The organism is Nonomuraea sp. NPDC003727 (genome assembly GCF_053586935.1).
The window spans coordinates 36,979-61,044 of the sequence record NZ_JBSFNE010000011.1; the positions used below are offsets into that span (position 1 = coordinate 36,979).

Below are 24,066 nucleotides of genomic sequence, written 5' to 3' on the forward strand. Positions count from 1 at the left end.
GGCACGGGCCGGGACGCGGCCGGGCGTCAGCGGGCACGGGTCCGGGCGCGGCGGGGCGTCAGCGGGCCAGCCGGTCGGCCAGGTCGAGGGTACGGCGGGCGCGCGCCACGACCGGCGCGTCGACGAACCTGCCGTCGGGCAGCGCCACCGCGCCCACGTCGCCGGCCAGCTCGGCGGCCGCGACGATCTCCCGCGCCCTGGCCACTTCCTCCGGGGTGGGCGTGAACGCCTCGCGGATCACCGGCAGCTGCCGGGGATGGATCGCCGCCCGGCCGTACAGCCCCAGCGCCCTGCCCCGCCTGGTGGAGGCCAGCAGCCCGGCCTCGTCGGCCACATCGGCGTAGACCGACATCGCCACGGGGGGCAGCCCCGCCGCCGCCGCGGCCAGCACCGCCTGCACCCGCAGGTGGTCGAGGGCCGCCTCGTCGGTGATGGACAGCTCGGCCATCAGGTCCTGCTCTCCCAGCGCCACCCCCGCCACCCTGGGGTGGGCGGCGACGGCGGCCGCGTTCACCACGCCGGCGGCCGACTCCAGCAGGGCGTGGACAGGGACGTCGAGATCCACCAGGTCCAAGGTCGCGACCGAGTGCACCTTGGGGACCCGCACGGCGGCGAGCGGCAGGCCGGCCAGCGCCCGCAGGTCCCGCCGCCCGTGGTCCGTGGCGGGGTCGTTGACCCGCACGTGCACGGACGGCCCGCCCTGATCCCAGCCGGCGCCGTCGACCCGCGCGCCCACCACCGGCGCGCCCTGCTCCCCGGTGGAATCGCCGGCACGCGCACCCGCGCCGGGCCCGCCGCGGTCCCCGGCGGCACCGGCGGCATCGTCGGCGCGCGTTCGCGGGGACGACGGGCCGGTACGCAGGAAGTCGACGACGTTGCGCCTGGCCGCGTCCTTGCGGGCGGGCGCGACCGCGTCCTCGAGGTCGACGATGACCACGTCGGCCCCCGACGCCATGGCCTTGTCGAACCGCTCGGGCCGGTCCCCCGGCACGTACAGCCAGGTCAGCGTCACGCCACCACCCCGTTCTCGCGCAGCTTCGCGATCTCCTCGAGCGCGTAGCCGAGCTCGCCGAGCACCTCGTCGGTGTCCTGGCCGAGGCGGCGGCCCGTCCAGCGCACCTCGCCCGGCGTCTCCGACAGCCGGAACAGCACGTTCTGGACGGTGACCGAGCCGAGCTCCTCGTCGGGCAGCTCGATGAAGGTGTTCAGCGCCGCGTACTGCGGATCCTCGGCGATGTCGCGCACGTCGTAGATCGGGGCGATCGCCGCCTGGGCCTCCTCGAAGCGGGCGACGACCTCGTCGGCGTCGCGTTCGGCGATCCAGGAGCCGACCGCCTCGTCCAACTCGTCGACGTGCTCGACCCGGCCCGCGCCGGTGGCGAACCACGGCTGGGCCACCAGGTCGGGCCGTCCGACCAGGGTGACCACACGCTCGGCGATGGTCTGCGCGCTGGTGGAGACGGCCAGCCAGCGCCCGTCGCGGGTGCGGTAGGTGTTGCGCGGGGCGTTGCTGCTCGACCGGTTGCCCGTACGCCGGGGGACCACGCCGAGCGCCTGGTAGGCGGTCATCTGCGGGCCGAGCAGGCCGAGGATCGGCTCGATGATCGCCATGTCGACGACCTGCCCGCGGCCGGTCCGCTCGCGGGCGTGCAGGGCGACCATGACGGCGTAGGACATGGCCAGACCGGCGATGCCGTCGGCGAGGGCCAGCGGCGGCAGCGTCGGCGGGCCGTCAGGCTCGCCGGTCATCGCGGCGAAGCCGCTCATCGCCTCGGCCAGCGTGCCGAACCCCGGCCGCCCCGCCATCGGCCCGGCCTGCCCGAACCCCGTCATCCTGGCCACGATCAGGCGCGGGTTGAGCTCCATCAGGTGCTCGGGCCCGAGGCCCCAGCGTTCGAGGGTGCCGGGCCTGAAGTTCTCCACCAGCACGTCGGCGCCGCGCGCCAGGCGGCGCAGGATCTCCTGTCCCTCGTGCGCGGACAGGTCGACGGCGGCGGCGCGCTTGTTGCGTGACAGCGACTTCCACCACAGGCCGACGCCGTCCTTGGCGGCGCCGTGCCCGCGTGAGGGGTCGCCGCGGCGGGGATGCTCGATCTTGATGACGTCGGCGCCGAAGTCGCCCAGCATCATCGCGGCGGACGGCCCCGCGAACAACGTCGCAACGTCGATCACCCGGATATCGGCAAGACTGGTCATAAGTCCTATATCTTATAAGTTATGCGACAGCCGTTGAGCAAGGCGGACTACGTCTACGAGGTCCTGCTGGACGAGATCCGCACCGGGCAGATCCCCGGTGGCACCGCCCTGCGCGCCGCCCCCGTCGCCACCCGGCTCGGGGTGTCGGTGACGCCCGTCAGGGAGGCGCTGCGCCGCCTGGAGAAGGACCGGCTGATCAGCTACGAGGCCCATCACGGGGCGACCGTGGTCGACCTCGGCGACGACGCGCTGGAGGAGTTCTACGGGGTGCGGGCCGTGGTCGAGGGCCTGGGCGCGCGTCTGGCGGCCGGGCGCATCGCCGCGGCGCAGCTGGCCGAGCTCAGGCGGTTGCACGAGTCGATGGTCGCGGACGCCGCGGCGGGGCGGCACGGCCTGCTGGGCGGCCAGTCGGAGGAGTTCCACCTGCGGATCGCCGACATCGGCGGGCCCGCCTTCCTGGGCCGCCACGCCAGGGCGGTCAGGGCCGGCTTTCCCGTGCCGCCGGGGGCGTCGCTGTGGCTGGACCCCGAGGTGGCCGAGCGGCAGCTCGACGCGCACGAGCGGATCCTGATGGCGCTGGAGCGCGGCGACGGGGAGACGGCCGAGCAGATCATGATCGAGCACGTGAAGGCGGGTGCGGCCCACCGCCGGGCCTGACGGCGGGCCCGGCGGGCGCCGCGTCGAGCCGACGGGCGGGGCCGGAGCCCGCGCGCCGAAGCGGTCGCCACTGTCCGGGTCCGCGAGGCGCGCGCCGGAGAAGACCGGGCCCGCGCGGTCAGGCGGCCACGTCGGCGAGGGCCGAGGCGGCGAGGTCGAAGCCGCCCACGTGGGCCAGGTAGTCCCCCGGCACCAGGGGGTCGCCGAGGTAGACGCCGCCCGCCTGCCGTACCAGGAGCGCCCCCGCCGCCACGTCCCATGGGTTCGACAGCCTCCCGTAGGCCACGTCCGCCCACCCGCCGGACACGTGCGCCAGCTTGAGCGCCGCGCTCCCCAGCCGCCTGACCGCGGCGAAGGAGCGGACCACCGCCGCGTAGCGGTCGAGCGCGGCCTGGCCGTCCTGGTCGAGGTCGCGCGGGGTGGGGTAGCTGCTCAGCAGCATCGCCTCACGGTCGCGCACGGCGCCGCGCGAGCGCAGCGAGACCCCGTTGCACCAGGCGCCCTCGGTGGAGGCGGTGAACTCGTCCTCCCGCACCGGGTCGTAGACGACGCCCGCGACCAGCTCGCCCTCCACCGCGGCGGCGATCGACACGCAGAAGAACGGGATGCCGGCGGCGAAGTTGGCGGTGCCGTCGATGGGGTCGACGTACCAGGTCACCTCGCCGGATCCGGTGGTGCCGCCCTCCTCGCCCACGATCACGCTGTCGGGGCGGTGCGAGAGGATCACCTCGCGGATCGTCTCCTCGGCGGCGCGGTCGTGCTCGGTCACCGGGTCGTGGAAGTCGCGCTTGGTCTCGACGGGCGGGCGGGAGCGGAACGCCTTGCGCAGCGGCCCGCCGACCGCCCTGGCCGCCTCCGACGCGATGTCCAGTAGTTCGGTCATGTCTCATATCCTTGCCGCTCGGCACGCCAGCTGCAGCGCCAGACGCTGCTGCGGGTCGTCGAGGTCGGCCTGCAGCAGCGTCTCGATGCGCCTGATGTTCCTGCTCACGGCGTTGCGGTGCATGCGCACCTCCTCTGCGGCCTTGGCCGGCGAGCCGTGGTGGTCGAGGTAGGCCCTCAGGATGTCCAGCAGCAGTCCCGCCCTCTTCTGTTCCAGTATCGGCTGCAGCAGTTCCCGCACCGCCTGCTGGGCCGCGTCGGAGGAGTACCACTCCTCCAGCATCCGGTCCAGCCCCGCCAGGTCGTAGGTGGCCAGCGCGGCCGGGCTGCGGCGCAGCGCCGTACGGGCCTCCGAGGCGGAGGTGCGCAGCCCGAGCAGGCCCTGGTGGGCGGTGCTGACGCCGCAGCGCAACCGGGCGCCCGCCGGAGGTACCCGCTCGAGGAGCAGCGCGGCGTCCGCGGCGGCGGCGCGCAGCCCCGCCCGCCCCTGGTCGCGGGGCGTGGTGCGGACCACGATCAGCGCGCCGTCGGCCATCGCGACGCTCCATTCGGGACCGACCAGGTCCCGCACCACGCGGCCGGCCCGCGCCGCGACGGTGTCGAGCAGCGCGTACGGCTCGGGCCCCTCCACACGCAGCACCACGTGCCAGCCGTCGACGGGCAGGCCGAGCGTCCGCGCCCTGGGGGCCAGCTCCTGGGCCTGCTTCTCCGGGGCGATCAGCAGCTCCGTCAGCACCTGGGCACGCGAGCGGGCGGGCGGCTCCTCGGCCGGTCCGGCGGCGGCGGCCAGCTCGGCCAGCCGCAGCACGATCCTGGTCGCCCGCCCGAGGTGGTCGTCCCGTTCGGGCGCGGAGAAGTCGGCTCCCACCTCGACGCCGAGCGCCGCCCCCGCCGCCTCGGCCATCCGGGCGGGCACGCCGCCCGCGCCGAGCACGCCGCGCACCGCCTTGTCGGCCCGGACCAGCGCGTCGGCGGCGTCGCCCGCGATGGCCCTGTCGAGGGCGACCACCAGCTCGGCCAGGTCGCCCTCCGCCGCCAGCAGGGCGATCCCTGCCCGTTCGGCCAGCGCGGCGGCGCCGCGTCCCACCTCCACCGGCGCCGTCAGCACGAGCGCCGCCGCGCCGGCCGCGCCGGCGTCCCGCAGCGCCACCTCCAGGCGGTATCCGGCCGCCTCGCGCGCCGCGGCGGCGGTCAGCACGAGCACGGCTCCGCCCGGCTGCGACACGATCCGCCGCAGGTCCTCCACCAGCCGGACACCGGTGGCCCGGCGGCCGCGCATCGGCCCGGCCAGATGCCGCAGGCCGTCCACCCCGTCCATCTCTGAAGTGTGCCACGGGCACACTGACCATCCAATGAGGTTCTGCCGGCACACCATGCATGGCCTGGGAGTTCCTACTGTGGGGGCATGCGCATCGACACCGGGTCACTGCCCGCCTACGCCAGGGGATGCGCAGTCCTCGGCTCGGGCGGCGGCGGCCCCGTGACGATCGCCAGGGCCGCCGCGCTCCAGGCGCTGTACGACCACGGGCCGGTCCGTGTCGTCCAGCCCGGCGAGCTCGACCCCGAGCTGCTGGTGATGCCGGTCGGCAGTGCGGGCTCCTCCGCGGTGATGTCCGAGCGCGTCGGCGGCACCGACGAGCCCGTGCACCTGCGCCGGCAGATCGAGCAGCGTTACGGCACGCCCGCCGGCGCCGTGCTGGCCAGCGAGATCGGCGGCGCGAACGGCTGCCTGGCGCTCGCCTGGGCCGCCCGCCTCGGCCTGCCGCTGGTCGACGCCGACGGGATGAGCCGCGCCTTCCCCCGCATGAACCAGACCGTGATGGAACTGCGCGGCATCTCCGCCACCCCCGCGGTGATGTGCGACGGCCGGGGCAGGACCGTGGTGATCGAGCACGTGGACGGGCGCTGGCTGGAACGGCTGGTGCGCGCGGCGCTCGAGCCGTTCGGCGGCCAGGCGGCCACCACCGAGTACGTCATGCGCGGCCACCAGGTCGCGTCGGCCACCGCGCTCGGCTCGGTCACGCGCGCGCTGCGCCTGGGCACCGAGCTGCCCGCGCCCCTCGTCTCCGGGAAGATCGCCGAGACCGGCTCGATCGTCATCGAGGGCCTGGGCGCCGATCTCGGCCGGCTGGTGCGGATCGAGGCGGGCACCGAGTTCCTGGCTGTCCTGGAGGACGGCGCGCCGCTGGCGGTGGTGCCCGACGTGATCGCGCTGCTCGACGCCCGCACCGGCGAGGTCGTGGACACCGAGCACGTCAGGTACGGCCTGCGGGTGTCGGTGGTGCGGGTGCCCTGCGACCCGGTCTGGTACACCGAGGAGGGGCTGCGCCTGGCCGGCCCCGAGGCCTTCGGCCTCACCGGCCTGGCCGTTCCCGCCCGCGGTCTCCCTGACACCCCCTCCGCTCCCCCTGCCGGGCCGGGCGCCGCCCCCGGAGCGCCTCGCGTTCGGGCGCGCTCGTCGGCGGGCGGCGCGCCGCCCGCCTCCGGCGGACCGCGCCGACCGGGGGCCGGGGAGGTGGCGCGGTGAAGGCGGGCGTCGACATCGGGCCGACCAACACCGACGCCGCCCTGCTCGACGACGCGGGCGCCGTCCTGGCCACCGTCAAGGTCGCTTCCGTGCCCGGCGACCCGGTGGCCAGCGTCACCGCCGCCCTCGGCCGGCTGGCCGCCCCGCCGCTCGCCCAGGTGGCCGTCGGCCTGCACGGCGCCGCCTCGGCCGTCGCCGGCAGGCGCGGCCTGTGCAGGGTGGCCGCGTTGCGGATCGGCGGCCAGGAGGCGCAGGCGATCAGGCCGCTGTTCGGCTGGCCTGACGACCTGCGCCGCGCCGTCGAGGCGGGCAGCGCGATCGTCGACGGGGGCGGCGGCCTCGACCGCGCCGACTGGACCCCGCTCGACCGCGACGCCGTCGCCCGCTTCGCCGCCTCCGTCGTGGGCCGGGCGCAGGCGGTCGCCGTCACCGGCCTGTTCTCGCCGCTCGACGCCGAGCAGGAGCAGCAGGCGGCCGAGATCGTCCGCGCCGAGCTCGGCGACCTGCCGATCGCGCTGTCGGCCGACCTCGGCAGCCTCGGGCTGCTCGAACGCGAGAACGCCACCGTCCTCGACGCCGCCCTGTCCGGTTTCGCCGCGGACGTGGCCGTGCGCCTCGCCTCGGCGCTGGCCCCTGTCACCGCCGTCCACGTCACCCGCGGGGACGGCACGCTGATGAGCCTGGAACACCTGGCCCGGCATCCGGGGCTCAGCCTCGGCAGCGGGCCGGCCAGCATGCTGCGCGGCGCGGGCGCGCTGACCGGGCTGGCCGACGCCGTCGTCGCGGACGTCGGCGCCCGCCGCGTCAGGGTGGGCGCGCTGGCCGGCGGCTTCCCCGAGGAGGCCGTCGCGGGCGCCCGCATCGGCGGCGTGCCCGTCGGGCTGCGCATCCCCGAACTGGTCAGGGTGGCCAGGCCGGTCGAGCCCGCCGAACTGGCCGAGGCCGTCGACCGGATGCAGCCCGGGGCGGGACGGCTGCCGCTGGTCGTCGTGGGCGGCGGGGCGCATGCCGTACCGGACGGGCTGCATCCCGAACACGCGACCGCGGCCGGCGCGATCGGCGCGGCCACCAGCCCCGTGGGCGGCCAGTACGAGCGCATCGTGCGCCTGGCCGGCCGCGCGGACCTGCCGGCGGCGATGGAGGCGGTGGTCGAGCAGGCCAGGGCCAGCGCCGTCCGTGCCGGGGCCGACCCCCTCCACGTGCGGATCGTCGAGGCGGCCGACACCCCGCTGGACTACCTGCCCGGCCCCTTCGTACGGCTGCGCGCCAGGGCCGCCGGCCCGCCCGCGCGGCTGTGACCCTGTGACCCCCTCTGCCCCTGTGACCCCCCTGTGAAAGGCGTCTTCCCCATGGCAACGACGACGGATGAGGACTACCCGCTGGAGCGGGTGCCACCGGGCGCCCGCTACCCCTGGTTCAACGTGGCGGTGCAGCGCTTCGGCCAGCTGTCGGACCTGACGCAGTTCCTGCTCGGCGCCACGCTGGGCGCGGGGCTGTCCTTCTGGGACGCCTTCTGGGCCTTCACGCTCGGCTCGGTGATCCTGGAGATCGTCTGCATCTTCGTCGGCATCGCCGGCATGCGCGAGGGCCTGTCGACCTCGATGCTGGCCCGGTGGACCGGCTTCGGCCGCTACGGCGCGACGCTGATCGGCGTGATCATCACCCTCAGCCTGTTCGGCTGGTTCGGCGTGCAGACCGCGGTGTTCGCCGCCGGGCTGCACTCGATCATGAGCTGGCTGCCGCTGTGGGCCTGGTCGCTGATCGCGGGCCTGGGCGTGACCGCGCTGGTCGTCCGCGGTTTCAAGGCCATGGGGCTGACCGCGTTCATCACCGTGCCCGCCTTCCTCGGCCTGGCCGGATGGGCGATGTGGGTGGAGATCTCCCGCCACGACCTGGGCACCCTCGTCGCGTCGCCGCCCTTCGGCGAACCGATCTCGATCGCCACCGGCGCCACGATCGTGGCCGGCTCCTACATCGTCGGCGCCGTCACCACGCCCGACATGACGCGCTTCAACCGCAATACTGGCGATGTGATCAAGCAGACGCTGGTGGGCATCTCGCTCGGCGAGTACGTGCTCGGCCTGGCCGGCGTGCTGCTGGCCTACGCGGTGAAGTCGTCCGACGTGATCGCCATCATCACCGCCTCCTCCGGCGTGATCGGCGTGATCGTGCTGATCTCCGCCACCGTGAAGATCAACAACTGGAACCTGTACTCCTCGGCGCTGGGCCTGCTCAGCGCCGTCGAGTCCACGGTCGGCGTCAGGCTCAACCGGGTCGCCGTGACCGTCGGCATCGGCGTGCTCGGCAGCGTCCTGGCCGCCATGGGCATCCTGGAGCGCTTCACCGACTTCCTGCTCGTCCTCGGCGTCATCACCCCGCCGATCGCGGGGATCATGGTGGCCGAGTACTTCGTCGTCAAGCGCTGGCGGCCGGCGCTCGACGCCTCGCGGGACGAGGGCGCGCTGCCGGCGACCGAACCGACCTGGGTGCCGGCGACGCTGGTCATCTGGGGGGCGGCGGCGCTGGTCGGCTGGCTGAGCGAGCAGCACCAGTGGATCGGCATCCCCGCGCTCAACTCCCTCCTGCTGGCCGGTCTGGCCTACATCGTCGCGGGCAAGCTCGGCCTGGTCCGGGGCACCCGCGAACTCCTCACCGTCTGAAGGAATCCCACTCCATGCGCATCGGCATCGACGTCGGCGGCACCAACACCGACGCCGCCCTCATCGGAGACGGCGGCGACGTGCTGGCCACCGTCAAGTCCCCCACCACCGAGGACGTCACCGGCGGGGTCGCCGCGGCCCTCGCGGGCCTCGGCGCCACCCAGGTGTCCGCGGTCATGATCGGCACGACCCACTTCGTCAACGCGCTGGTCGAGGGCGCCCGCCTGGAACCGGTCGCCGCCGTACGGCTGGGCCTGCCCGCCACGGCCGCGCTGCCGCCGATGGTCGACTGGCCGTCGCGCCTGCGCAAGGTCGTCGAGGGCGCGGTCCACCTGTGCCACGGCGGCCACGAGTACGACGGCAGCCCGATCTCCGCCCTCGACCCGGCCGAGCTCAAGCGGGTCGCGGCCGACATCAGGCGCAGGGGCCTGCGCTCGGTGGCGATCTCCTCGGTCTTCTCCCCCGTCAGCGACTCCTCAGAGCGGGCCGCGGCCGACATCCTGGCCGCCGAGCTCGGCCCCGGCGTCCACCTCTCGCTGTCCAGCGAGATCGGCCGCGTGGGCATGCTGGCCAGGGAGAACGCCACCATCGTCAACGCCGCCCTGCGCCCGCTCGCCGAGCGGACGGTGGCCGCCTTCGGGCAGGCGCTGCGGGTGGCGGGCATCGAGGCGCCGCTGTTCCTGTCGCAGAACGACGGCACGCTCATGGACGTCTCCCGGGCGCTGCGCTACCCGGTGGCCACCTTCGCCTCCGGGCCGACCAACTCGATGCGGGGCGCCGCGTACCTGTCGGGGCTGAGCGACTGCGCGGTCGTCGACATCGGCGGCACCACCACCGACATCGGCATCCTGGTCGGCGGCTTCCCCCGCGAGGCGGCCGGGGAGGCGATGGTCGGCGAGGTCCGCACGAACTTCCGCATCCCCGACGTGCTGTCGATCGGCATCGGCGGCGGCTCCGTCGTCGCCGGGGACGGCTCCGTCGGCCCGCGCAGCGTCGGCTTCCGGCTGCCGGAGGAGGCGCTGGTGTTCGGCGGCGGCACGCTGACCGCCACCGACCTGGCGGTCGCCGCCGGGTACGCCGACATCGGCGACCCCTCGCTGGTGGCCGGCGTCGATCCGGCCAGGTCGCTGAAGGTCATCGCGGAACGGGTGGCCGACGCCGTCGACCGGATGCGCACCTCCCCCGCGCCGCTGCCGGTCGTGCTGGTCGGCGGCGGCAGCGTCCTGATCTCCGACCTGCCGGGCTTCGACGACGTGCGCAGGCCCGACCACTTCGCCGTGGCCAACGCCGTCGGCGCCGCCATCGCCCAGGTCGGCGGCGAGGTGGACAAGGTCTACGCGGGCCCGCGCCAGGTCGTCCTCGAGGAGGCGAAGGCCGAGGCCGTCGCCCGCGCCGAACGCGCGGGCGCGCGGACCGGCAGCGTGCGCATCGCCGAGGTGGAGGAGGTCCCGCTGGCCTACCTGCCCGGCGACGCGACCCGCATCAGGGTGAAGGCCGTCGGCGACCTGGACTTGGAGAAGATCAATGCGTGAGATCGGCATCGAGCAGCTGGACGACATGGCCAGAGGCGCGGGCATCCTCGGCACCGGTGGCGGTGGCGACCCCTACGTCGGCAAGCTCCTGGCCAGGGAGGCGATCAGGCGCCACGGCCCGGTGACGCTCTACGACATCGACGAGGTCCCCGCCGACGCCACGGTCGTGCCCGTCTCCAGCATGGGCGCGCCCACCGTGCTGCTGGAGAAGCTGCCCGCGGGCACCGAGGAGCTGGCCGCGCTACGCGCCCTCGAGGCCGTCATCGGCCGGCCCGCCACCCACATCGTGCCCATCGAGATCGGCGGCGTGAACTCGATGATCCCCATCGCCGCGGCCGCCCAGGCCGGGCTGCCGCTGGTCGACGGCGACGCCATGGGCCGCGCCTTCCCCGAGGCGCAGATGGTGCTGCCCACCCTGATCGGCGTGTCCAACACGCCCATGGCCCTCGCCGACGACAAGGGCAACACGCTGGTGCTCGACGCCGTCTCCAACCACTGGGCCGAGCGCATCGCGCGCGCCGCCTGCGTCCAGATGGGCTGCCAGATCTCCTCCGCCGACACGGTGCTGCGCGGCGACCAGCTCGCCGACGGTCTGGTCCCCGCCACGCTGACGCTGGCGGAGGACCTCGGGCGGGCCGTACGGCAGGCGCGGGCCGCCCACACCGACCCCGTCGCGGCGGCCACGTCCACGCTCGGCGGCGTCCGGCTGTTCACCGGCAAGGTCGTGGACGTCGAGCGGCGCACCACCGGCGGGTTCGCCCGCGGCAGGGCGCTGCTGTCGGGAGAGGGCGACTTCGAGCTCAGCTTCCAGAACGAGCACCTGCTCGCGCGCAGGGACGGCGAGATCGTCGCGACCACCCCCGACCTGATCTGCGTCCTCGACACCGACACCGGCGAGCCGGTGACCACCGAGTCGATGCGGTACGGCCTGCGGGTCACCGTGATCGGCGCCCCCTGCGACCCGCGGTGGACCACACCCGCGGGGCTCGAGCTGGCGGGGCCGCGCTACTTCGGCTACGACTGCGACCACCGGCCGCTGCCGGCCGCCTGACCCCCTTCACCGGACTACCGCTCGGCGCCCTCCCCGCCCCGCCACCGTCCGAACCGGGACCATCCGGGCCGGACGGTGGCGGGCCGGTGCCGTCAGGGCCGGGGCTGTCGGAGCCGGGGTCGCGTGCCCGCTTCTTCTCCACGCGACCCCGGCCACCGCGCCGGACCCGGCCGCCCGCCCCCTCAAGCGCCCCCGTCCCCACGCGCCCTCGCCGGCCGCGCCTCCCTCCCACCGGGGGCACCCCCGCCTTCCGCGGTCCCACCGGCCGCACCATCGCCGGTCGCGCCTCCGCCGGCCCCGGCTCCACCAGGCGCGCCCCCGGCCGGGCGCGCACCCGCCGGGTGCCCGCGTTCCGGCGACATCGAGGAAAGATTTGTCAGGACATTCTGACCTCGCTAACCTGATCACATGACCGCGAACCTGGCGATCGATCTGGACCGCTCCAGCCCCGTCCCCCTGTACTTCCAGGTAGCCGAGCAGATCGCCGAGGCCATCCGGCGAGGCGACCTCGCCCCCGGCTCCCGGCTGGACAACGAGATCCTGCTCGCCGACCGGCTGGGCCTGTCCAGGCCGACGATCCGCCAGGCCATCCAGTACCTCGTCGACAAGGGCCTGCTGGTCCGCAAGCGCGGCGTCGGCACCCAGGTCGTCCATGGCCAGGTCAAGCGCTCGGTCGAGCTGACCAGCCTCTACGACGACCTGCGCCGCTCCGGGCAGGAGCCCGCCACAGAGGTCCTCGCGCTGGAGCCGCGACCGGTCGACGAGCAGGTCGCCCAGGTCCTCGGCCTGTCCCCCGGTGACGAGGCACTCTATCTCGAACGGCTCCGCTTCGCCGCGGGCGAGCCGCTGGCCCTGCTGCACAACTGGCTGCCCGTCGGCCTGGCCTCGCTCACCCCCGACGACCTGCAGGGTCGCGGGCTGTACGAGCTGCTGCGCGCCGCGGGGGTGCGCATGCGCGTCGCCAACCAGCGCATCGGCGCCCGCGCCGCCTCGACGACCGAGGCCAAGCTGCTCGACGAGCGCAGGGGCGCGCCGCTGCTGACCATGGTCCGCACCACCTACGACGACCAGGGCAAGGCCGTCGAGCACGGCTCACACGTCTACCGGGCCTCGCACTACTCCCTCGAGGTCACCCTCATCGAGCGCTGAGGCCCTGCTCGCCTTCCTCTTGACGTACCAGGTGGTGGCGATCCCGAACAGGACGGCCGCGCCGAGCCCCGCCCACGAGAACCCCTTCAGCCACTTCTCGGCCACGATCCCCAGGTAGTAGATCACCGCCGTGGTGCCGCCCGCCCAGACGACGCCGCCCAGCACGTTGGCGACCAGGAACTTCCAGTACGGCATGCGCAGGGCCCCCGCCAGTGGCCCGGCCAGGATGCGCAGGAGGGCGATGAAGCGCCCGAAGAACACCGTCCACATGCCGTACCGGTGGAAGTAGTGCTCGGCCTTGGCGATGTGGTGCGGCCCGAAGTGCTTGGGGAAGCGCCTGCCGAGCCGGACGAAGAGCCGTTTGCCGCCCCTGCGGCCGACGGCGTACCCGATCGAGTCGCCGACGATCGCCCCCACACTGGCGCACGCTCCCACCCAGACGGGGTCCACCACGCCCTTGGCCGACAGCAGGGCCGAGCTGACCAGGACGATCTCCCCGGGCAGCGGGATGCCCACGCTCTCCAGCCCGATCACCACGCCGACCAACGCACAGATCCACACCGGCGGGATCGCCTGCAGCCACTCGTCGATATGCATCCGGCCACCTTAACCAGTGGAGAGAACTTGTCGGCACAGGCCGGCGCACCGGGCAGGGACTACCCTGGTGACGAGCGGAACAGGTCGGCCAGCTGCGCAAACCCTCGCAGCACGACGATCACGGGGAGGGGACAGATGGTGATCGACAAGGTCGCGTGGGTCCTCCTGGAGGACGGCAGGCTGCTGGGCGCCCGTTCCCACGGGATGGACGCCTTCTACCTGCCCGGCGGAAAGCGCGAGCCCGGCGAGAGCGACGTCGACGCTCTCCTGCGCGAGATCGCCGAGGAGCTGACCGTCGCGCTGGTCCCCGAGACCTTTCACCACGTGGGCACCTACGAGGCGCCGGCGCACGGCAAGACGGATGTCACCGTACGGATGACCTGCTACACCGCCGACTACTCCGGCACCCTCACGCCGCAGGCAGAGATCGCGGAGATCGCCTGGCTCACCCACGCCGACCGCGACCGCGTCTCCGCCGCCAACCGGCTGGTCCTCGACACCCTCCACACGCAGGGCCTGCTGATCCCCTGACGGACCACCACGGCCCACCCCACGTGCCCGAGCACGGCACGGAACAGGGCGGCGTGCGCGCTGACCGCCTGCGCCGGCCGCCGCGCCGCGGCAGCGTGATCTCCGTCAAGCCATGCCCCCGACAGTGCGCCGCCAGAGGGCTTCGCGATCCGGGGTCCGCCGGCGAGGCAGGTCATCGGCCAGACAAGCGTGGAACAGCGTGACTTCGAGGTTCACCCATGCCGGTTCAGGCGGAGGGCCCCGGCGGCATGCCGGTGACCAGCAGCCCGAGGCAGGCGACGGCCGCCTGCGGGTCGACGCGGTCGGGCGCGAGCAGCCACTGCTGGTGGATGCCGATCACGGCGCCCACCAGCGTGACGGCCAGCGTCTCGGCCGAGATGCCGGGCGGCAACGGCAACCGCTCCAGCCATCTCCTGCAATGGTCGCGCAACGTGTCGTGGATCTCGACGTAGCGGCCCTGGATCGGCGACCCAGGCTCCAGCGCCTCCACCAGCAGCGTGACGAACAGCCTCGAGGTGGGCAGCCGTAGGAGCAGGTCGACGCCTTCACCCAGGCGGTCGAAGCCCACCTCTCTCTTCTCCGGCTCCGCCGGGAACCCGCTACGGACCAGGTCCACCGAGCGTTCGAGCACGGCCAGCAGCAGCCCCTCCTTGCTGCCGAAGTGCCACGGGATCGAGCCCCTGCTGATCCCCGACCGCTCCGCCACGTCGGCGAACGTGGTCTGCCGGTACCCCTTCTCGGCGAACAACTCCGCCGCGGCCGAGAGGATCAGCTCACGGCTCTCCTGGCTAGTCTGCTCTCGTCGCGTTGTCACGCCACCCTCCTATGCTATCGCTCACATCTTATGCTGACCGGCACAGGATGGGTTTGTACGGCGTCGCCTAACCCCCACCTATGGGAGATCCGGTCTGCTTCGGTCGAGCGACGGCTTCCGCTCGCCGCGATCGCGAGGCTCTTGACTAATTAAATGAGCGCTAATTAAGTTTATTGCATGGACACCGCACCGCGCAGGCCAGGGCGGCCACCCCGCAGTCAGGGGCCGGCCACACGGGACCGGCTGCTGGACGCCGCTTTGGAGCTGTTCGCCAGGCAAGGCTTCGCCGCCACCACCGTCCGGCAGATCGGTGGGGCCGTCGGCGTGCGTGACAGCGCCATTTACGCGCACTTCTCCAGCAAGCAGGCCATCTACGACGCCCTGCTGGCGGGGATGGGCCCGTTGTCGTTCTCCGTGCTGGGCGTGGAGTCCGCGGCGCTGGCGGAGATGGGGCCGAGCGCTGCCGTACACGTGCTGGCCGAACGCCTGGTCGAGGCATGGACGCAGCCGCGCGCCATGCTCTTCGCCGCCGTCATGGCGCGCGAGGGCGCCGGCGCCGGCGCCGGCGGCACCGGCGCCCTCGCCGCGGCGATCGACGAGGCCCGCGCCGGGCTGGAAGAGCCTTTCCGCCGCTGGCAGGAGGACGGCCTCATGCGGGCCGACGTGCCCGTCAGGCAACTGGTCTGGGAACTGTTCGCCCCGCTGCACGTGGTGCGGTTGCTCTATCTGCGCGGCCAGACACCGGACACCGACCCGGACACCGCCCGCGACATGATCGCCGACCATGTCGGCTTCTTTCTCACCTGCGTCACCACGCACGAAGGAGACCGGTAATGCTCTGTGCCCCCGTGATCAGCCAGGAGATCACCGAACGTCCCCCCGGCTTCATCGCGCCCAACCTCAGCCCCGTCGGCCTGCGGCTGCACCCGGCCGAACTGGCCCGCGGCGTGTACGCGCTGATGGCCAACCAGCCGCCCAAGGACAACAACGGCCTCATCGTCGGAGAGAAGGCGGCGCTGGTCGTCGACGCGGGCGTCACGCCGGGCATCGGCCGGCACATCCAGGAGGTGGCGGCGGGCCTGACCGACGTGCCCATCCGATACCTGGTCAACACCACCTACCACGGCGATCACACCTTCGGCAACGCCGCCTTCGGCGACGAGGTGACGATCTACTCCTCGCGCGCCAACAAGGCCGCCATGACCGACCTGGCCGCCGCCAAGCGTGCCCGCGCCGAGAGCATGTACGGCGACGCCGCCGCGCTCGACGAGGTCATCACCTGGCGGCGGCCCGACGTGGTCGTCGACCGCTTCTGCGAGATCGATCTGGGCGGCCGGGTGGTCCACCTGTGGCACTTCGGACCGGGCAACGGCTCGGGCGACACCATCGTGCACGTCCCTGACGCCAAGATCGCCTGGACCGGCAACTTCGCCGGACCCGCGGGCGGCATCGTGCCCATGTGCCTGGTCGGCGACCCGGCCGCCTACGTCACGTCGCTGCGCACCATGCGCGCCACCCTCGAAGTCGACACCCTGGTGCCTGGACACGGTTTCCTCGGTCCCGCCGAGCCCGGGATCGGCGTGCTCATCGGCTACCTGGAGCAGCTCAATGCCGCCGTCACCCGTCACCACCAGGCCGGGCGGCCCATCGAGACGCTTTACGACGCCCCGCTGTGGGGCATCGACTTCTCGCCCGGCCTGCCGGAGGCGTTCACCGCGCTGATGCGCTCCCTGCACCGGCTCAACATCCTGCTGACCTACCGCTGGCTCACCGGCGAGATCACCCGCGTCGCCGCCTGACCGACCATCGCCGCCACACCGCGGCTGATCCACCGGCGCAAGCGCAGGCCGATTCTCGGCGACCGTCGGGTGGTCGACGTCGACGGCCAGGTCACGGTGATCAGACCCACGTGTAGTTGGCGTCGTCGACGGCGGACAGGGCAGCGTCCGGCACGGCGGCGCGCGGCGAGGGCAGCGCGGCCAGCGCCGGCCCGATCGGAGGGAAGATCGGCAGGTCGGCGGTCTCGCGGTAGTCGATCCATTCGATGACGCCGACCTCCCGCCCACCATCGGGCAGTTCGTCGTATTCCTCACCGGCCATCCGTGCGCGGACCACGGAAGTGACGTGCGTCCGGTAGATGAGGTGCAGTTTGCGGGGCGGCACTGTAGGACCAGGTCGGGTGACCATCTGGTCGACCACCCACAGAAGCTGCGGCGGCGTGGCGCTGCTGCGGATGTCGAGGCCGAGTTCCTCGATCAGCTCCCGTTCGAGGGCCGCCAGAAGGCCTTCTCCCGGTTCGACGTTGCCACCTGGTGGGGTGTAGTGGACGGAGTGTCCACGGTCGCGGCGGATGAGGGCGACGTCGTCGTCGCAGAACACCAGCGCACCGGTCCGGATCTTGATGCGGCTGAACACTACGTCGTCGATGCCGGGTTGGGCGGTCATGACCGCCAGTATCCCGTTCAGCGATACGTCCGGTTCGCCGGCGCGTGACCGGCTAGCGTGGTCGCCGTCGAACCGCGCGACGGAGGGCTCGCTGATCACGGCGGCGGAGGAGGGGTCTCGTGCGAAGGGCGATGGCGTACCTGTCCCTGGTGCTGCTCTTGTCCTCCTGCGGTTGGTCCCATCGCGTCTCACCGCGCGGGTTCGAGGAACGCGCCCGACAGGTGGCGGAGCGCTGGCAGGGATCGGCCGACGACCACGCGTGGCGCGACGGGTTCGTTCCGTTGGAAGTGATGAACCCGCGGGGATGGGCCCGCGTGCGCCGCGTTCCGGCCTGGGTGAACAGGAGCGCGCACAACGGCGTATGGAGGCTGGCCGCCCCGCTACCCGCGGGCGCCCCGGCCCACGCGGGCGTGCGATGGCCGGACGGCTCGCTCTCGCAGGTGCCACTCATCACGGCGGCGAGCGCGTACGCGAAGTTCAGCAAGCCGGCCGACCTCATCGAGGAGGAGTGCCCGGCCGACGGATGCCGCCCCCTCCTGGTGACCGGCGCGGAGCTGGGCGAGGTGCCGCTGAAGACCAGCCGCGGCACGATCCGGGTGCCGGCCTGGCTGTTCACCGTCAAGGGGGTCGAGCAGAAGTACGTGCACGTCGCGGTTGCCCCGTCGGCCGTCACCGCCCGCCCCGAACGCCTGCCGGGAGGGATCGAAGAGGTGACGGCGTTCGACCTCGTGCCCGACAGGCCGCACGAACTGCTGCTCCAGTACGGCTACGGCGCCTGCGACGGCATTCACGGGGCGCGCGCTTACGAGACCGACCACCTGGTGGTGGTTGACGTGGACGAGGAGGGCTCCGGCGGGGTCTGCCCCGCGATACTCAAGACGGCCACGATCACCGTCACGCTCGCGCGACCGCTCGGCGACCGCCTCGTGCTCGATTCTGGTACGGGTGTGCCGGTGGTGCGGGGGCTGACGCGGCGGTGACGGCCTGGTGGCCTTGGACGGCGTCACGCGGCACCCGATCAGCCGACGGCGTCGCGGACGGCCGCCTGCGCGACCTCTCTCAGCTGCGCGTGCAGCACCGCGTTCGCCTCCCGGCGCGTGCGGACCTCCACCACGCGCAGCCCTTCCCCGCGGATCGCCTTGGGCAGGTCGGAGATGTCCTCGACCAGCTGGTACGGCGTCGCGGTGGCCGCGGCCACGTACTCCAGGTCGACCCCGTGCGGCGTGCCGAACACCCGCTCGAACGGGTCGCGGATGCCCGCCTGGGGCAGCAGCGAGAAGATCCCGCCGCCGTCGTTGTTCACCACGACCAGGCACAGGTCGGGTCGCGGTTCCCGGGGCCCGAGGATCAGGCCGTTCTGATCGTGCAGGAACGTCAGATCGCCGAGCAGCGCGTAGGAGGGCCCGTTGTGCGCCAAGGCCGCCCCGATGGCGGTGGAGACCAGCCCGTCGATGCCCGACACGCCCCGGTTGGCCAGCAGCCGTAGCCCGCGCCGCGGCCGCATCGCCTGGTCGAGGTCCCTGATCGGCATGGAGGAACCGCAGAACAGCAGCGCGCCGTTCGGCAGGGAGTCGGCCAGGTCTCTGGCGATGCGCGGCTCGGTCATGCCGCTGTCGTCGAGGAGGGCGTCGATGGCGGTCCTGGCCGCGGCGTCGGCGCGCCGCCAGGAGTGCAGCCAGGCGTCGTCGCCCGCGGCGACGGGGATCTCGACGGCCTGCGCCACCTGCGTGGCCGACCGGGTGGGGTCGGGCCAGCGCGCCAGATCGGTGGCCACGACGATGTGCTCCTCGGCCCGCCGCAGCCACGACAGCAGCGGCCTGGACAGCCCCGGACGGCCGAGCGTCACCACCACGTCGGGCTGGTGGGCGTCGGCGAAGGACGGCGTGCCGAGCAGGAAGTGATAGGTGGAGATGGCGTGGTCGCCGTAGCGGCCGCCGCCGTTGGGCTCCGACAGCACCGGCCAGCCCGCCATGCCGGCGGCGGCGACGTAGCGCCGCACGTTGGGCGCCCCGTCGCCAACGACGAGGACGCCGCGCCTGGTCGGCGGCAGGTGCAGGGCCACGGGCGGCGGCGCGACGCGGGCCCGCACCCACGAGCCGGCGGTGTCGCCGTCGAGCGACTCGACCCACGAGGTGTCGCCGTCGGGGATGAGCGGCTCGCGGAAGGCGAGGTTCAGGTGCACGGGGCCCGGGTCGGACGGCCCGAGCGCGCGCTGGTAGGCGCGGGCGGCCAGCGAGCGCCAGTAGGCGACCTGCCCGGGGCGTTCCTCGGGCGTTCCGACCTCGGCGAACCACCGAGCGGCGGCGCCGAAGACCTTCAGCTGGTCGATGGTCTGGTTGGCGCCGGTGCCGCGCAGCTCGGGCGGCCGGTCGGCGGTCAGGACCAGCAGCGGCACGCCGGACTCGCTCGCCTCGATGACGGCGGGGTGGAAGTTGGCCACCGCGGTGCCAGAGGAGCAGATGAGCGCCACCGGCCGCTCGGACCGGCGGGCCAGGCCCAGCGCCAGGTAGGACGCCGACCGCTCGTCGATGCGCACGTGCAGCCGCACCCGCGACTCGGCGTGGAGGGCCAGCGCGAGGGGGGCCGAACGGGACCCGGGTGCCATCACGACATCGGTCAGGCCGCACCGGACGAGCTCGTCCACCAGCACGGTGGCGAGCGCGGTAGCCGGGTTCACAGGTCCGCCTCCTGCATCCGCCGCAGCCACGACGGCGACTCGATCTCAAACTCCGACAAGAGCGAATGATCCACTGACGGGCGGGAGACCGGCAAGAACCCGTCGACGGGGGTCAGGGAGTCTTCCACCACGTCTCCCGACAGCAGCGACATGGTTCCCAACCCGCACGCGTACGGCAGGCTGGGCAGCGCGGCGGCCAGGGCGACGCCCGCCGCCAGTCCGACCGAGGTCTCGACCGCGCTCGACACCACCGCCGGCAGGCCGCACGCCTCCACGACCCGCATCGCGGCGCGCACGCCGCCCAGCGGCTGCACCTTCACCACCGCGATGTCGGCGGCCTCGGCGGCGCGCACCTTCAGCGGGTCGTCGGCGCGCCTGATCGACTCGTCGGCCGCGATCGGCACGTCGACGGCCCGCCGGACGGCGGCCAGCTCGTCGAGCGTGGCGCAGGGCTGTTCGGCGTATTCCAGGTCGAAGGCGTCGAGCGCGCGCAGGTGCCGTACCGCCGTCGGCACGTCCCAGGCGCCGTTGGCGTCGACGCGGATCCTGCCGGAGGGACCGAGCGCGTCGCGGACCGCCTCGACGCGGGCGAGGTCGTCGGCGAAGCTCTGGCCCTGCTCGGCCACCTTGACCTTCGCGGTGCGGCATCCCGCCTGGCGTACCAGCTCGTGGGCGCGCTCGGCGGAGACGGCGGGGACGGTGGCGTTGACCGGGACACGGGAACGCACGGGCGCGGGCCAGCCGTCGAAGGCGGCCTCGCGGGCGCAGGCCAGCCAGCGGGCGCACTCACGCGGCCCGTACTCGGGGAAGGGGGAGAACTCGCCCCACCCGGCGGGGCCCTCGATCAGCACGCCTTCGCGTGCCGTCTGGCCGCGGAAGCGGGTGCGCATCGGGATCCGGAAGACCCTCGGCCCAGAACCCATCCACGCACCTTCCCCGCTGTCACCTCGTTCGTCGCCACTAACCTTACGAGCATGTGGAGGAACCCGTCGCATCCGGACCGCCCCCTGCGGGCGCTCGTGCTCCCGCCGGGGCGCAGGCTGTTCGAGGCGGTCGCCGCGGCGCTGTCGGGCGAGGGGCCCGCCGTGCTGCCCCTGTCCCCCGATCACGCGGGCGCGGCCCTGGCCGCCCTGCGGCCGTGCGAGATCGAGACCGTCGACGGGGTACGGCAGGCGGACGGCCCCGGCGTGCCCGCCGAGGTGGCCGTCGTCATCGCCACCTCGGGCAGCACCGGAACGCCGAAGGGCGTCATGCTGACCGCCGCCGCGCTCCAGGCCTCGGCCGCCGCGTCCCTGCGCAGGCTGGAGGCGGGGCCGGGCGGGCGCTGGCTGTGCTGCCTGCCGCCCTCCCATGTCTCCGGCCTGCAGGTGCTCGTCAGGTCGCTGCTCAACGGCACCGAGCCGATCATCCATGACCGTTTCGACGCCGGGGCGGTGGCCGGTTCGGGCGCCGCGCACGTCTCGCTGGTCCCCACCCAGCTCCACCGCCTGCTGGAGCTCGGCGCCGATCTGGGCGTCTTCGAGACCGTCCTGCTGGGCGGTGCCGCGCCGCGGCCGGGCCTGCTGGAGGCGGCGCGGGCGTCGGGCGCCAGGGTCGTCACGACGTACGGCAGCAGCGAGACCAGCGGCGGCTGCGTCTACGACGGCCGGCCGCTCGACGGGGTCGATCTGAAGATCCGGGAGGACGGCAGGATCCTCGTGGCGGGCCCCGTCCTGCTGGCCGGATACCGCTTCGGCGACAGCCCGCTCGACGGGCGCTGGTTCGTCACCTCCGATCTGGGCGCCATCGAGAACGGCGGGCTCCGCGTGCTCGGGCGGGCCGACGACGTGATCAACACCGGCGGCGAGAAGGTGGTGGCCGCCTCGGTCGCGGGTGTCCTGGCCCTGCATCCCGAGGTGGCCGACGTGGCCGTGGTGGGCCGCCCGCATCCGGAGTGGGGGCAGGCGGTCGTCGCCGTCGTCGTGCCCGCCGACCCTCGCCGGCCGCCGACGCTCACCGAGTTGCGCGCCTTCTCCCGCGATCGGCTCCCCGCCTACGCCGCGCCACGCGAGCTGCGGCTTGTGTCCGCACTTCCGCTGCTGCCGAATGGTAAAACCGATCTCGCGGCGCTTCGCACCGGAACCTGACGCCTGCCGGCTGCGTCTTATAGGAGCAGCTGGAAGAAGGAGGAGACCTTCATGAACCCATCCCGCAAGACGTGGGTGTCCGCGGTGACCGTCGGCGTGATCGTCGCCGGTGGCGTCTCCATCGCGGCGGCCGCCTCCGCGGGCAGGCTCGAGAAGGTGAGTCAGGAGACGACGGTCGTGGTGAACAACACACCGGCGCCCTCCGGCCGGCCCGCTGAGACGAACGACACCACCAACGAGACACCCGACGACACGGTGGTCTCCCACGAGGTCGAGCAGAATCCGCAGGAGGCCGTCGACTACTGGACCGAAAGCCGCATGGAGGGCGCGGAGCCGATGCCCATGCCGGAGGCGACCGGCCAGCTCAACGACGTGGACAACTAGGCGATAGGTGTCCGACGGGCGGCCGCCGGCGCCGGCGGTCGTCCGTTTTTTCCTCCTTCGCGGGAACAAATGGCCGGGGATGGCGTTATTGATACTGGTGCGCAGAGCGGCCAGAGCCGCCCCACCACAAACTTTGAACTGACTGCGACTCCGTATGGAGGAGGTGTCCTCATGCCCCGAACCGCCGTGGCGACCTCGCCCGCGACCCTCGACCAGCTCCTTGACCGAGGGCGAGCTCAGGGTCACCTTTCGCTGGCGGAGCTGCGGGAGGCTTTTGCCGTAGCGGGGATCAGCCCGAACGAGGGCCGTTCCATCCTGCGCGGGCTCACGGAGGCCGGGGTGAGCCTGGCCGCCGAGAACGAGCCGGCGCTCGGCACGACAGCCACCGCGAAGAAGGCGACCACCACGCGCAAGAAGAGCGCCACCGCGAAGAGCACCCCCACCAAGAGCGGCACCGCGAAGAGCGGCACCACCAGGACGGGCGCCAAGACCCGCGCGAAGGCCGCCACGTCGGACGAGCAGGCCGTCGCCGTGCCCGAGCAGGCCGACCTGCCCGCCGAGGAGCTCGACGCCCCGCAGGACCTCGAGCTGGCCGCCGAGGACGTGGAGCTCGAGGAGGAGGAGTCGCTCGACCTCGACGACAACCAGTCGGTGATGGGCGACTCGGTCCACACCTACCTCAAGTCGATCGGCCGCCGCACGCTGCTGACCGCCGCCGAGGAGGTCGATCTGGCCAGGCGCATCGAGGCAGGCCTGTACGCCGAGTACAAGCTCGACAGCGAGCCGGACCTGCCCCCCGCCTACCGCGCCGACCTGGAGATGGTCGTCGAGGACGGCAGGCGCGCCAAGGACCACATGCTGGAGGCCAACCTCCGCCTGGTCGTCTCGGTGGCCAAGAAGTACACCGACAGGGGCATGGCCCTGCTTGACGTGGTGCAGGAGGGCAACCTCGGCCTGATCCGCGCGGTGGAGAAGTTCGACTACACCAAGGGCTTCAAGTTCTCGACGTATGCGATGTGGTGGATCAGGCAGGCCATCCAGCGTGGCTTCGCCGACTCCGCGCGCACCATCAGGCTGCCGGTCCACGTGCTGGAGATGCTGTCGAAGCTGTCGCGCGTCGAGCGTGACATGCACCAGCGTCTCGGGCGCGAGCCCACGCCGGAGGAGCTGGCCGTCGAGCTGGACAAGACGCCCGACCAGATCGAGGAGCTGCTGCGCACCAGCCGCCAGCCCATCTCGCTCAACGCCACGATCGGCGAGGACGGCGAGACGACGATCGGCGACCTGATCGAGGACGTCGACTCTCCCGAGGCGTCGGAGATCGTCGACCGCCAGCTCCTGGGCGACCAGCTGCGCGGCGTGCTGGACAACCTGTCGCCGCGCGAGGCGCGCATCATGGCGCTGCGCTTCGGCCTGGTGGACGGCAAGCCGCACACCCTGGACGAGATCGGCAAGCACCTGGGCCTCACCCGCGAGCGGATCCGCCAGCTGGAGAAGGAGTCCCTGTCCAAGCTGCGCCACCCGAGCAACACCCGGCCCCTGCTCGACTGGGCCAGCTGACCCCCACCACGAGCGAACGCCTGGCACTACCCGTGAGGTGCCGGGCGTTCCCTTTTTCCCGGACGCCCGTACCGGCCCCGCCGGTCTGGACCTGAGGAGAACCGGATGAGAGCCCGTGACCTGCCGATCGTCCTGGACGGCCGGCCCGGCCGCTGGAACGCGATCACCGACGTGCCGGGCGTCGAGGTGGGCTATGTCACGCGGTTTCCGTCTGGACGTTCGGGGATGAGTCCGGCGCTCGCCGCCGCGATGACGATGTCTTGTATATAGATCGTCAA

24 protein-coding genes are annotated in these 24,066 nt (G+C 73.2%); 15 read left to right on the top strand and 9 right to left on the bottom strand.

Annotated features, from left to right (window positions below; all coding sequences use genetic code 11):
* Positions 1 to 58: 58 nt before the first annotated feature.
* The gene (locus tag ACWDLG_RS27255) at positions 59 to 1,012 is read right to left on the bottom strand and encodes an HpcH/HpaI aldolase/citrate lyase family protein (RefSeq protein WP_449925036.1); all 954 of its coding nucleotides are present in this window, start codon (positions 1,010 to 1,012) and stop codon (positions 59 to 61) included.
* Complete coding sequence (locus tag ACWDLG_RS27260; RefSeq protein WP_449925038.1) at positions 1,009 to 2,196, bottom strand: CaiB/BaiF CoA transferase family protein; 1,188 nt, start codon at positions 2,194 to 2,196, stop codon at positions 1,009 to 1,011. The genes ACWDLG_RS27255 and ACWDLG_RS27260 overlap by 4 nt, the downstream gene beginning before the upstream one ends.
* Before the next feature lie 21 nt (positions 2,197 to 2,217).
* Between ACWDLG_RS27260 and ACWDLG_RS27265 the strand changes: the two genes are divergently transcribed.
* The gene (locus tag ACWDLG_RS27265) at positions 2,218 to 2,853 is read left to right on the top strand and encodes a GntR family transcriptional regulator (RefSeq protein WP_449925041.1); all 636 of its coding nucleotides are present in this window, start codon (positions 2,218 to 2,220) and stop codon (positions 2,851 to 2,853) included.
* Positions 2,854 to 2,971: 118 nt separating this feature from the next.
* Here ACWDLG_RS27265 and ACWDLG_RS27270 read toward each other — a convergent pair whose 3' ends face one another.
* Both ACWDLG_RS27270 and ACWDLG_RS27275 read right to left on the bottom strand, forming a co-directional pair.
* Entirely contained in the window at positions 2,972 to 3,736 is a 765-nt protein-coding gene (locus ACWDLG_RS27270; RefSeq protein ID WP_449925044.1) for an inositol monophosphatase family protein, read from the bottom strand.
* A 3-nt stretch (positions 3,737 to 3,739) separates the two neighbouring features.
* Entirely contained in the window at positions 3,740 to 5,053 is a 1,314-nt protein-coding gene (locus ACWDLG_RS27275; RefSeq protein WP_449925047.1) for a PucR family transcriptional regulator, read from the bottom strand.
* An 87-nt stretch (positions 5,054 to 5,140) separates the two neighbouring features.
* Here ACWDLG_RS27275 and ACWDLG_RS27280 point away from each other — a divergent pair, with 87 nt between their 5' ends.
* From ACWDLG_RS27280 to ACWDLG_RS27305, 6 genes are all read left to right on the top strand, one after another.
* Positions 5,141 to 6,262, top strand: a complete 1,122-nt coding sequence (locus tag ACWDLG_RS27280) for a DUF917 domain-containing protein (protein ID WP_449925050.1) — start codon at positions 5,141 to 5,143, stop codon at positions 6,260 to 6,262.
* Positions 6,259 to 7,560 (top strand): hydantoinase/oxoprolinase N-terminal domain-containing protein, encoded by a 1,302-nt coding sequence (locus ACWDLG_RS27285; RefSeq protein ID WP_449925052.1) that lies wholly within the window; start codon positions 6,259 to 6,261, stop codon positions 7,558 to 7,560. The genes ACWDLG_RS27280 and ACWDLG_RS27285 overlap by 4 nt, the downstream gene beginning before the upstream one ends.
* A gap of 51 nt (positions 7,561 to 7,611) precedes the next feature.
* The gene (locus tag ACWDLG_RS27290; RefSeq protein ID WP_449925054.1) at positions 7,612 to 8,922 is read left to right on the top strand and encodes a purine-cytosine permease family protein; all 1,311 of its coding nucleotides are present in this window, start codon (positions 7,612 to 7,614) and stop codon (positions 8,920 to 8,922) included.
* Between the two features lie 14 nt (positions 8,923 to 8,936).
* Complete coding sequence (locus ACWDLG_RS27295) at positions 8,937 to 10,454, top strand: hydantoinase/oxoprolinase N-terminal domain-containing protein (RefSeq protein ID WP_449925056.1); 1,518 nt, start codon at positions 8,937 to 8,939, stop codon at positions 10,452 to 10,454.
* The gene (locus ACWDLG_RS27300; protein WP_449925059.1) at positions 10,447 to 11,505 is read left to right on the top strand and encodes a DUF917 domain-containing protein; all 1,059 of its coding nucleotides are present in this window, start codon (positions 10,447 to 10,449) and stop codon (positions 11,503 to 11,505) included. Before ACWDLG_RS27295 ends, ACWDLG_RS27300 begins: the two co-directional genes overlap by 8 nt.
* Positions 11,506 to 11,913: 408 nt before the next feature.
* Positions 11,914 to 12,654: a GntR family transcriptional regulator gene (locus ACWDLG_RS27305; RefSeq protein WP_449925062.1), complete on the top strand. Its 741-nt coding sequence runs from the start codon at positions 11,914 to 11,916 to the stop codon at positions 12,652 to 12,654.
* On the opposite strand, the gene ACWDLG_RS27310 is transcribed toward ACWDLG_RS27305, so the two are convergent.
* Positions 12,598 to 13,251, bottom strand: a complete 654-nt coding sequence (locus tag ACWDLG_RS27310) for a DedA family protein (RefSeq protein ID WP_449925065.1) — start codon at positions 13,249 to 13,251, stop codon at positions 12,598 to 12,600. The genes ACWDLG_RS27305 and ACWDLG_RS27310 overlap by 57 nt on opposite strands.
* A gap of 135 nt (positions 13,252 to 13,386) precedes the next feature.
* Here ACWDLG_RS27310 and ACWDLG_RS27315 point away from each other — a divergent pair, with 135 nt between their 5' ends.
* Positions 13,387 to 13,782, top strand: a complete 396-nt coding sequence (locus tag ACWDLG_RS27315; RefSeq protein ID WP_449925068.1) for an NUDIX hydrolase — start codon at positions 13,387 to 13,389, stop codon at positions 13,780 to 13,782.
* A 226-nt stretch (positions 13,783 to 14,008) separates the two neighbouring features.
* Here the strand turns inward: ACWDLG_RS27315 and ACWDLG_RS27320 are convergent, their stop codons facing one another.
* Positions 14,009 to 14,596: a TetR/AcrR family transcriptional regulator gene (locus ACWDLG_RS27320; protein WP_449925071.1), complete on the bottom strand. Its 588-nt coding sequence runs from the start codon at positions 14,594 to 14,596 to the stop codon at positions 14,009 to 14,011.
* 177 nt (positions 14,597 to 14,773) lie between these two features.
* On the opposite strand from ACWDLG_RS27320, the gene ACWDLG_RS27325 reads away from it, so the two are divergent.
* Entirely contained in the window at positions 14,774 to 15,430 is a 657-nt protein-coding gene (locus ACWDLG_RS27325) for a TetR/AcrR family transcriptional regulator (protein ID WP_449925074.1), read from the top strand.
* Positions 15,430 to 16,395, top strand: coding sequence for an MBL fold metallo-hydrolase (locus tag ACWDLG_RS27330; RefSeq protein ID WP_449925077.1), 966 nt, complete (start codon positions 15,430 to 15,432; stop codon positions 16,393 to 16,395). Before ACWDLG_RS27325 ends, ACWDLG_RS27330 begins: the two co-directional genes overlap by 1 nt.
* Before the next feature lie 100 nt (positions 16,396 to 16,495).
* Here ACWDLG_RS27330 and ACWDLG_RS27335 read toward each other — a convergent pair whose 3' ends face one another.
* Entirely contained in the window at positions 16,496 to 17,041 is a 546-nt protein-coding gene (locus ACWDLG_RS27335) for an NUDIX domain-containing protein (RefSeq protein WP_449925080.1), read from the bottom strand.
* A 119-nt stretch (positions 17,042 to 17,160) separates the two neighbouring features.
* On the opposite strand from ACWDLG_RS27335, the gene ACWDLG_RS27340 reads away from it, so the two are divergent.
* Positions 17,161 to 18,021: a hypothetical protein gene (locus ACWDLG_RS27340; protein ID WP_449925083.1), complete on the top strand. Its 861-nt coding sequence runs from the start codon at positions 17,161 to 17,163 to the stop codon at positions 18,019 to 18,021.
* Positions 18,022 to 18,059: 38 nt separating this feature from the next.
* Here ACWDLG_RS27340 and menD read toward each other — a convergent pair whose 3' ends face one another.
* Both menD and ACWDLG_RS27350 read right to left on the bottom strand, forming a co-directional pair.
* Positions 18,060 to 19,718 carry a 2-succinyl-5-enolpyruvyl-6-hydroxy-3-cyclohexene-1-carboxylic-acid synthase gene (gene menD / locus ACWDLG_RS27345; protein WP_449925086.1) on the bottom strand — a complete coding sequence of 553 codons (1,659 nt, stop codon included), beginning with the start codon at positions 19,716 to 19,718 and terminating at the stop codon, positions 18,060 to 18,062.
* The gene (locus ACWDLG_RS27350) at positions 19,715 to 20,641 is read right to left on the bottom strand and encodes an o-succinylbenzoate synthase (protein WP_449925089.1); all 927 of its coding nucleotides are present in this window, start codon (positions 20,639 to 20,641) and stop codon (positions 19,715 to 19,717) included. The genes menD and ACWDLG_RS27350 overlap by 4 nt, the downstream gene beginning before the upstream one ends.
* A 51-nt stretch (positions 20,642 to 20,692) precedes the next feature.
* On the opposite strand from ACWDLG_RS27350, the gene ACWDLG_RS27355 reads away from it, so the two are divergent.
* From ACWDLG_RS27355 to ACWDLG_RS27370, 4 genes are all read left to right on the top strand, one after another.
* Entirely contained in the window at positions 20,693 to 21,844 is a 1,152-nt protein-coding gene (locus tag ACWDLG_RS27355; RefSeq protein WP_449925092.1) for an AMP-binding protein, read from the top strand.
* A 51-nt stretch (positions 21,845 to 21,895) separates the two neighbouring features.
* Positions 21,896 to 22,228, top strand: a complete 333-nt coding sequence (locus tag ACWDLG_RS27360; protein WP_449925095.1) for a hypothetical protein — start codon at positions 21,896 to 21,898, stop codon at positions 22,226 to 22,228.
* 171 nt (positions 22,229 to 22,399) lie between these two features.
* Positions 22,400 to 23,788, top strand: coding sequence for an RNA polymerase sigma factor (locus ACWDLG_RS27365; RefSeq protein ID WP_449925097.1), 1,389 nt, complete (start codon positions 22,400 to 22,402; stop codon positions 23,786 to 23,788).
* 105 nt (positions 23,789 to 23,893) lie between these two features.
* Entirely contained in the window at positions 23,894 to 24,058 is a 165-nt protein-coding gene (locus tag ACWDLG_RS27370) for a hypothetical protein (RefSeq protein WP_449925099.1), read from the top strand.
* The last annotated feature ends 8 nt before the right edge of the window (positions 24,059 to 24,066 follow it).

What these genes read in the sequence shown, in the direction of transcription:
- ACWDLG_RS27325 (WP_449925074.1), top strand. Translation starts at nt 14,774, where the DNA reads ATGGACACCGCACCGCGCAGGCCAGGGCGGCCACCCCGCAGTCAGGGG.
- ACWDLG_RS27260 (WP_449925038.1), bottom strand. Translation starts at nt 2,196, where the DNA reads ATGACCAGTCTTGCCGATATCCGGGTGATCGACGTTGCGACGTTGTTC.
- ACWDLG_RS27360 (WP_449925095.1), top strand. Translation starts at nt 21,896, where the DNA reads ATGAACCCATCCCGCAAGACGTGGGTGTCCGCGGTGACCGTCGGCGTG.
- ACWDLG_RS27310 (WP_449925065.1), bottom strand. Translation starts at nt 13,251, where the DNA reads ATGCATATCGACGAGTGGCTGCAGGCGATCCCGCCGGTGTGGATCTGT.
- ACWDLG_RS27295 (WP_449925056.1), top strand. Translation starts at nt 8,937, where the DNA reads ATGCGCATCGGCATCGACGTCGGCGGCACCAACACCGACGCCGCCCTC.
- ACWDLG_RS27300 (WP_449925059.1), top strand. Translation starts at nt 10,447, where the DNA reads ATGCGTGAGATCGGCATCGAGCAGCTGGACGACATGGCCAGAGGCGCG.
- ACWDLG_RS27365 (WP_449925097.1), top strand. Translation starts at nt 22,400, where the DNA reads ATGCCCCGAACCGCCGTGGCGACCTCGCCCGCGACCCTCGACCAGCTC.
- ACWDLG_RS27265 (WP_449925041.1), top strand. Translation starts at nt 2,218, where the DNA reads ATGCGACAGCCGTTGAGCAAGGCGGACTACGTCTACGAGGTCCTGCTG.
- ACWDLG_RS27330 (WP_449925077.1), top strand. Translation starts at nt 15,430, where the DNA reads ATGCTCTGTGCCCCCGTGATCAGCCAGGAGATCACCGAACGTCCCCCC.
- ACWDLG_RS27355 (WP_449925092.1), top strand. Translation starts at nt 20,693, where the DNA reads ATGTGGAGGAACCCGTCGCATCCGGACCGCCCCCTGCGGGCGCTCGTG.
- ACWDLG_RS27270 (WP_449925044.1), bottom strand. Translation starts at nt 3,736, where the DNA reads ATGACCGAACTACTGGACATCGCGTCGGAGGCGGCCAGGGCGGTCGGC.
- ACWDLG_RS27350 (WP_449925089.1), bottom strand. Translation starts at nt 20,641, where the DNA reads ATGGGTTCTGGGCCGAGGGTCTTCCGGATCCCGATGCGCACCCGCTTC.
- ACWDLG_RS27305 (WP_449925062.1), top strand. Translation starts at nt 11,914, where the DNA reads ATGACCGCGAACCTGGCGATCGATCTGGACCGCTCCAGCCCCGTCCCC.
- ACWDLG_RS27335 (WP_449925080.1), bottom strand. Translation starts at nt 17,041, where the DNA reads ATGACCGCCCAACCCGGCATCGACGACGTAGTGTTCAGCCGCATCAAG.
- ACWDLG_RS27275 (WP_449925047.1), bottom strand. Translation starts at nt 5,053, where the DNA reads ATGGACGGGGTGGACGGCCTGCGGCATCTGGCCGGGCCGATGCGCGGC.
- ACWDLG_RS27290 (WP_449925054.1), top strand. Translation starts at nt 7,612, where the DNA reads ATGGCAACGACGACGGATGAGGACTACCCGCTGGAGCGGGTGCCACCG.
- ACWDLG_RS27315 (WP_449925068.1), top strand. Translation starts at nt 13,387, where the DNA reads ATGGTGATCGACAAGGTCGCGTGGGTCCTCCTGGAGGACGGCAGGCTG.
- ACWDLG_RS27370 (WP_449925099.1), top strand. Translation starts at nt 23,894, where the DNA reads ATGAGAGCCCGTGACCTGCCGATCGTCCTGGACGGCCGGCCCGGCCGC.
- ACWDLG_RS27280 (WP_449925050.1), top strand. Translation starts at nt 5,141, where the DNA reads ATGCGCATCGACACCGGGTCACTGCCCGCCTACGCCAGGGGATGCGCA.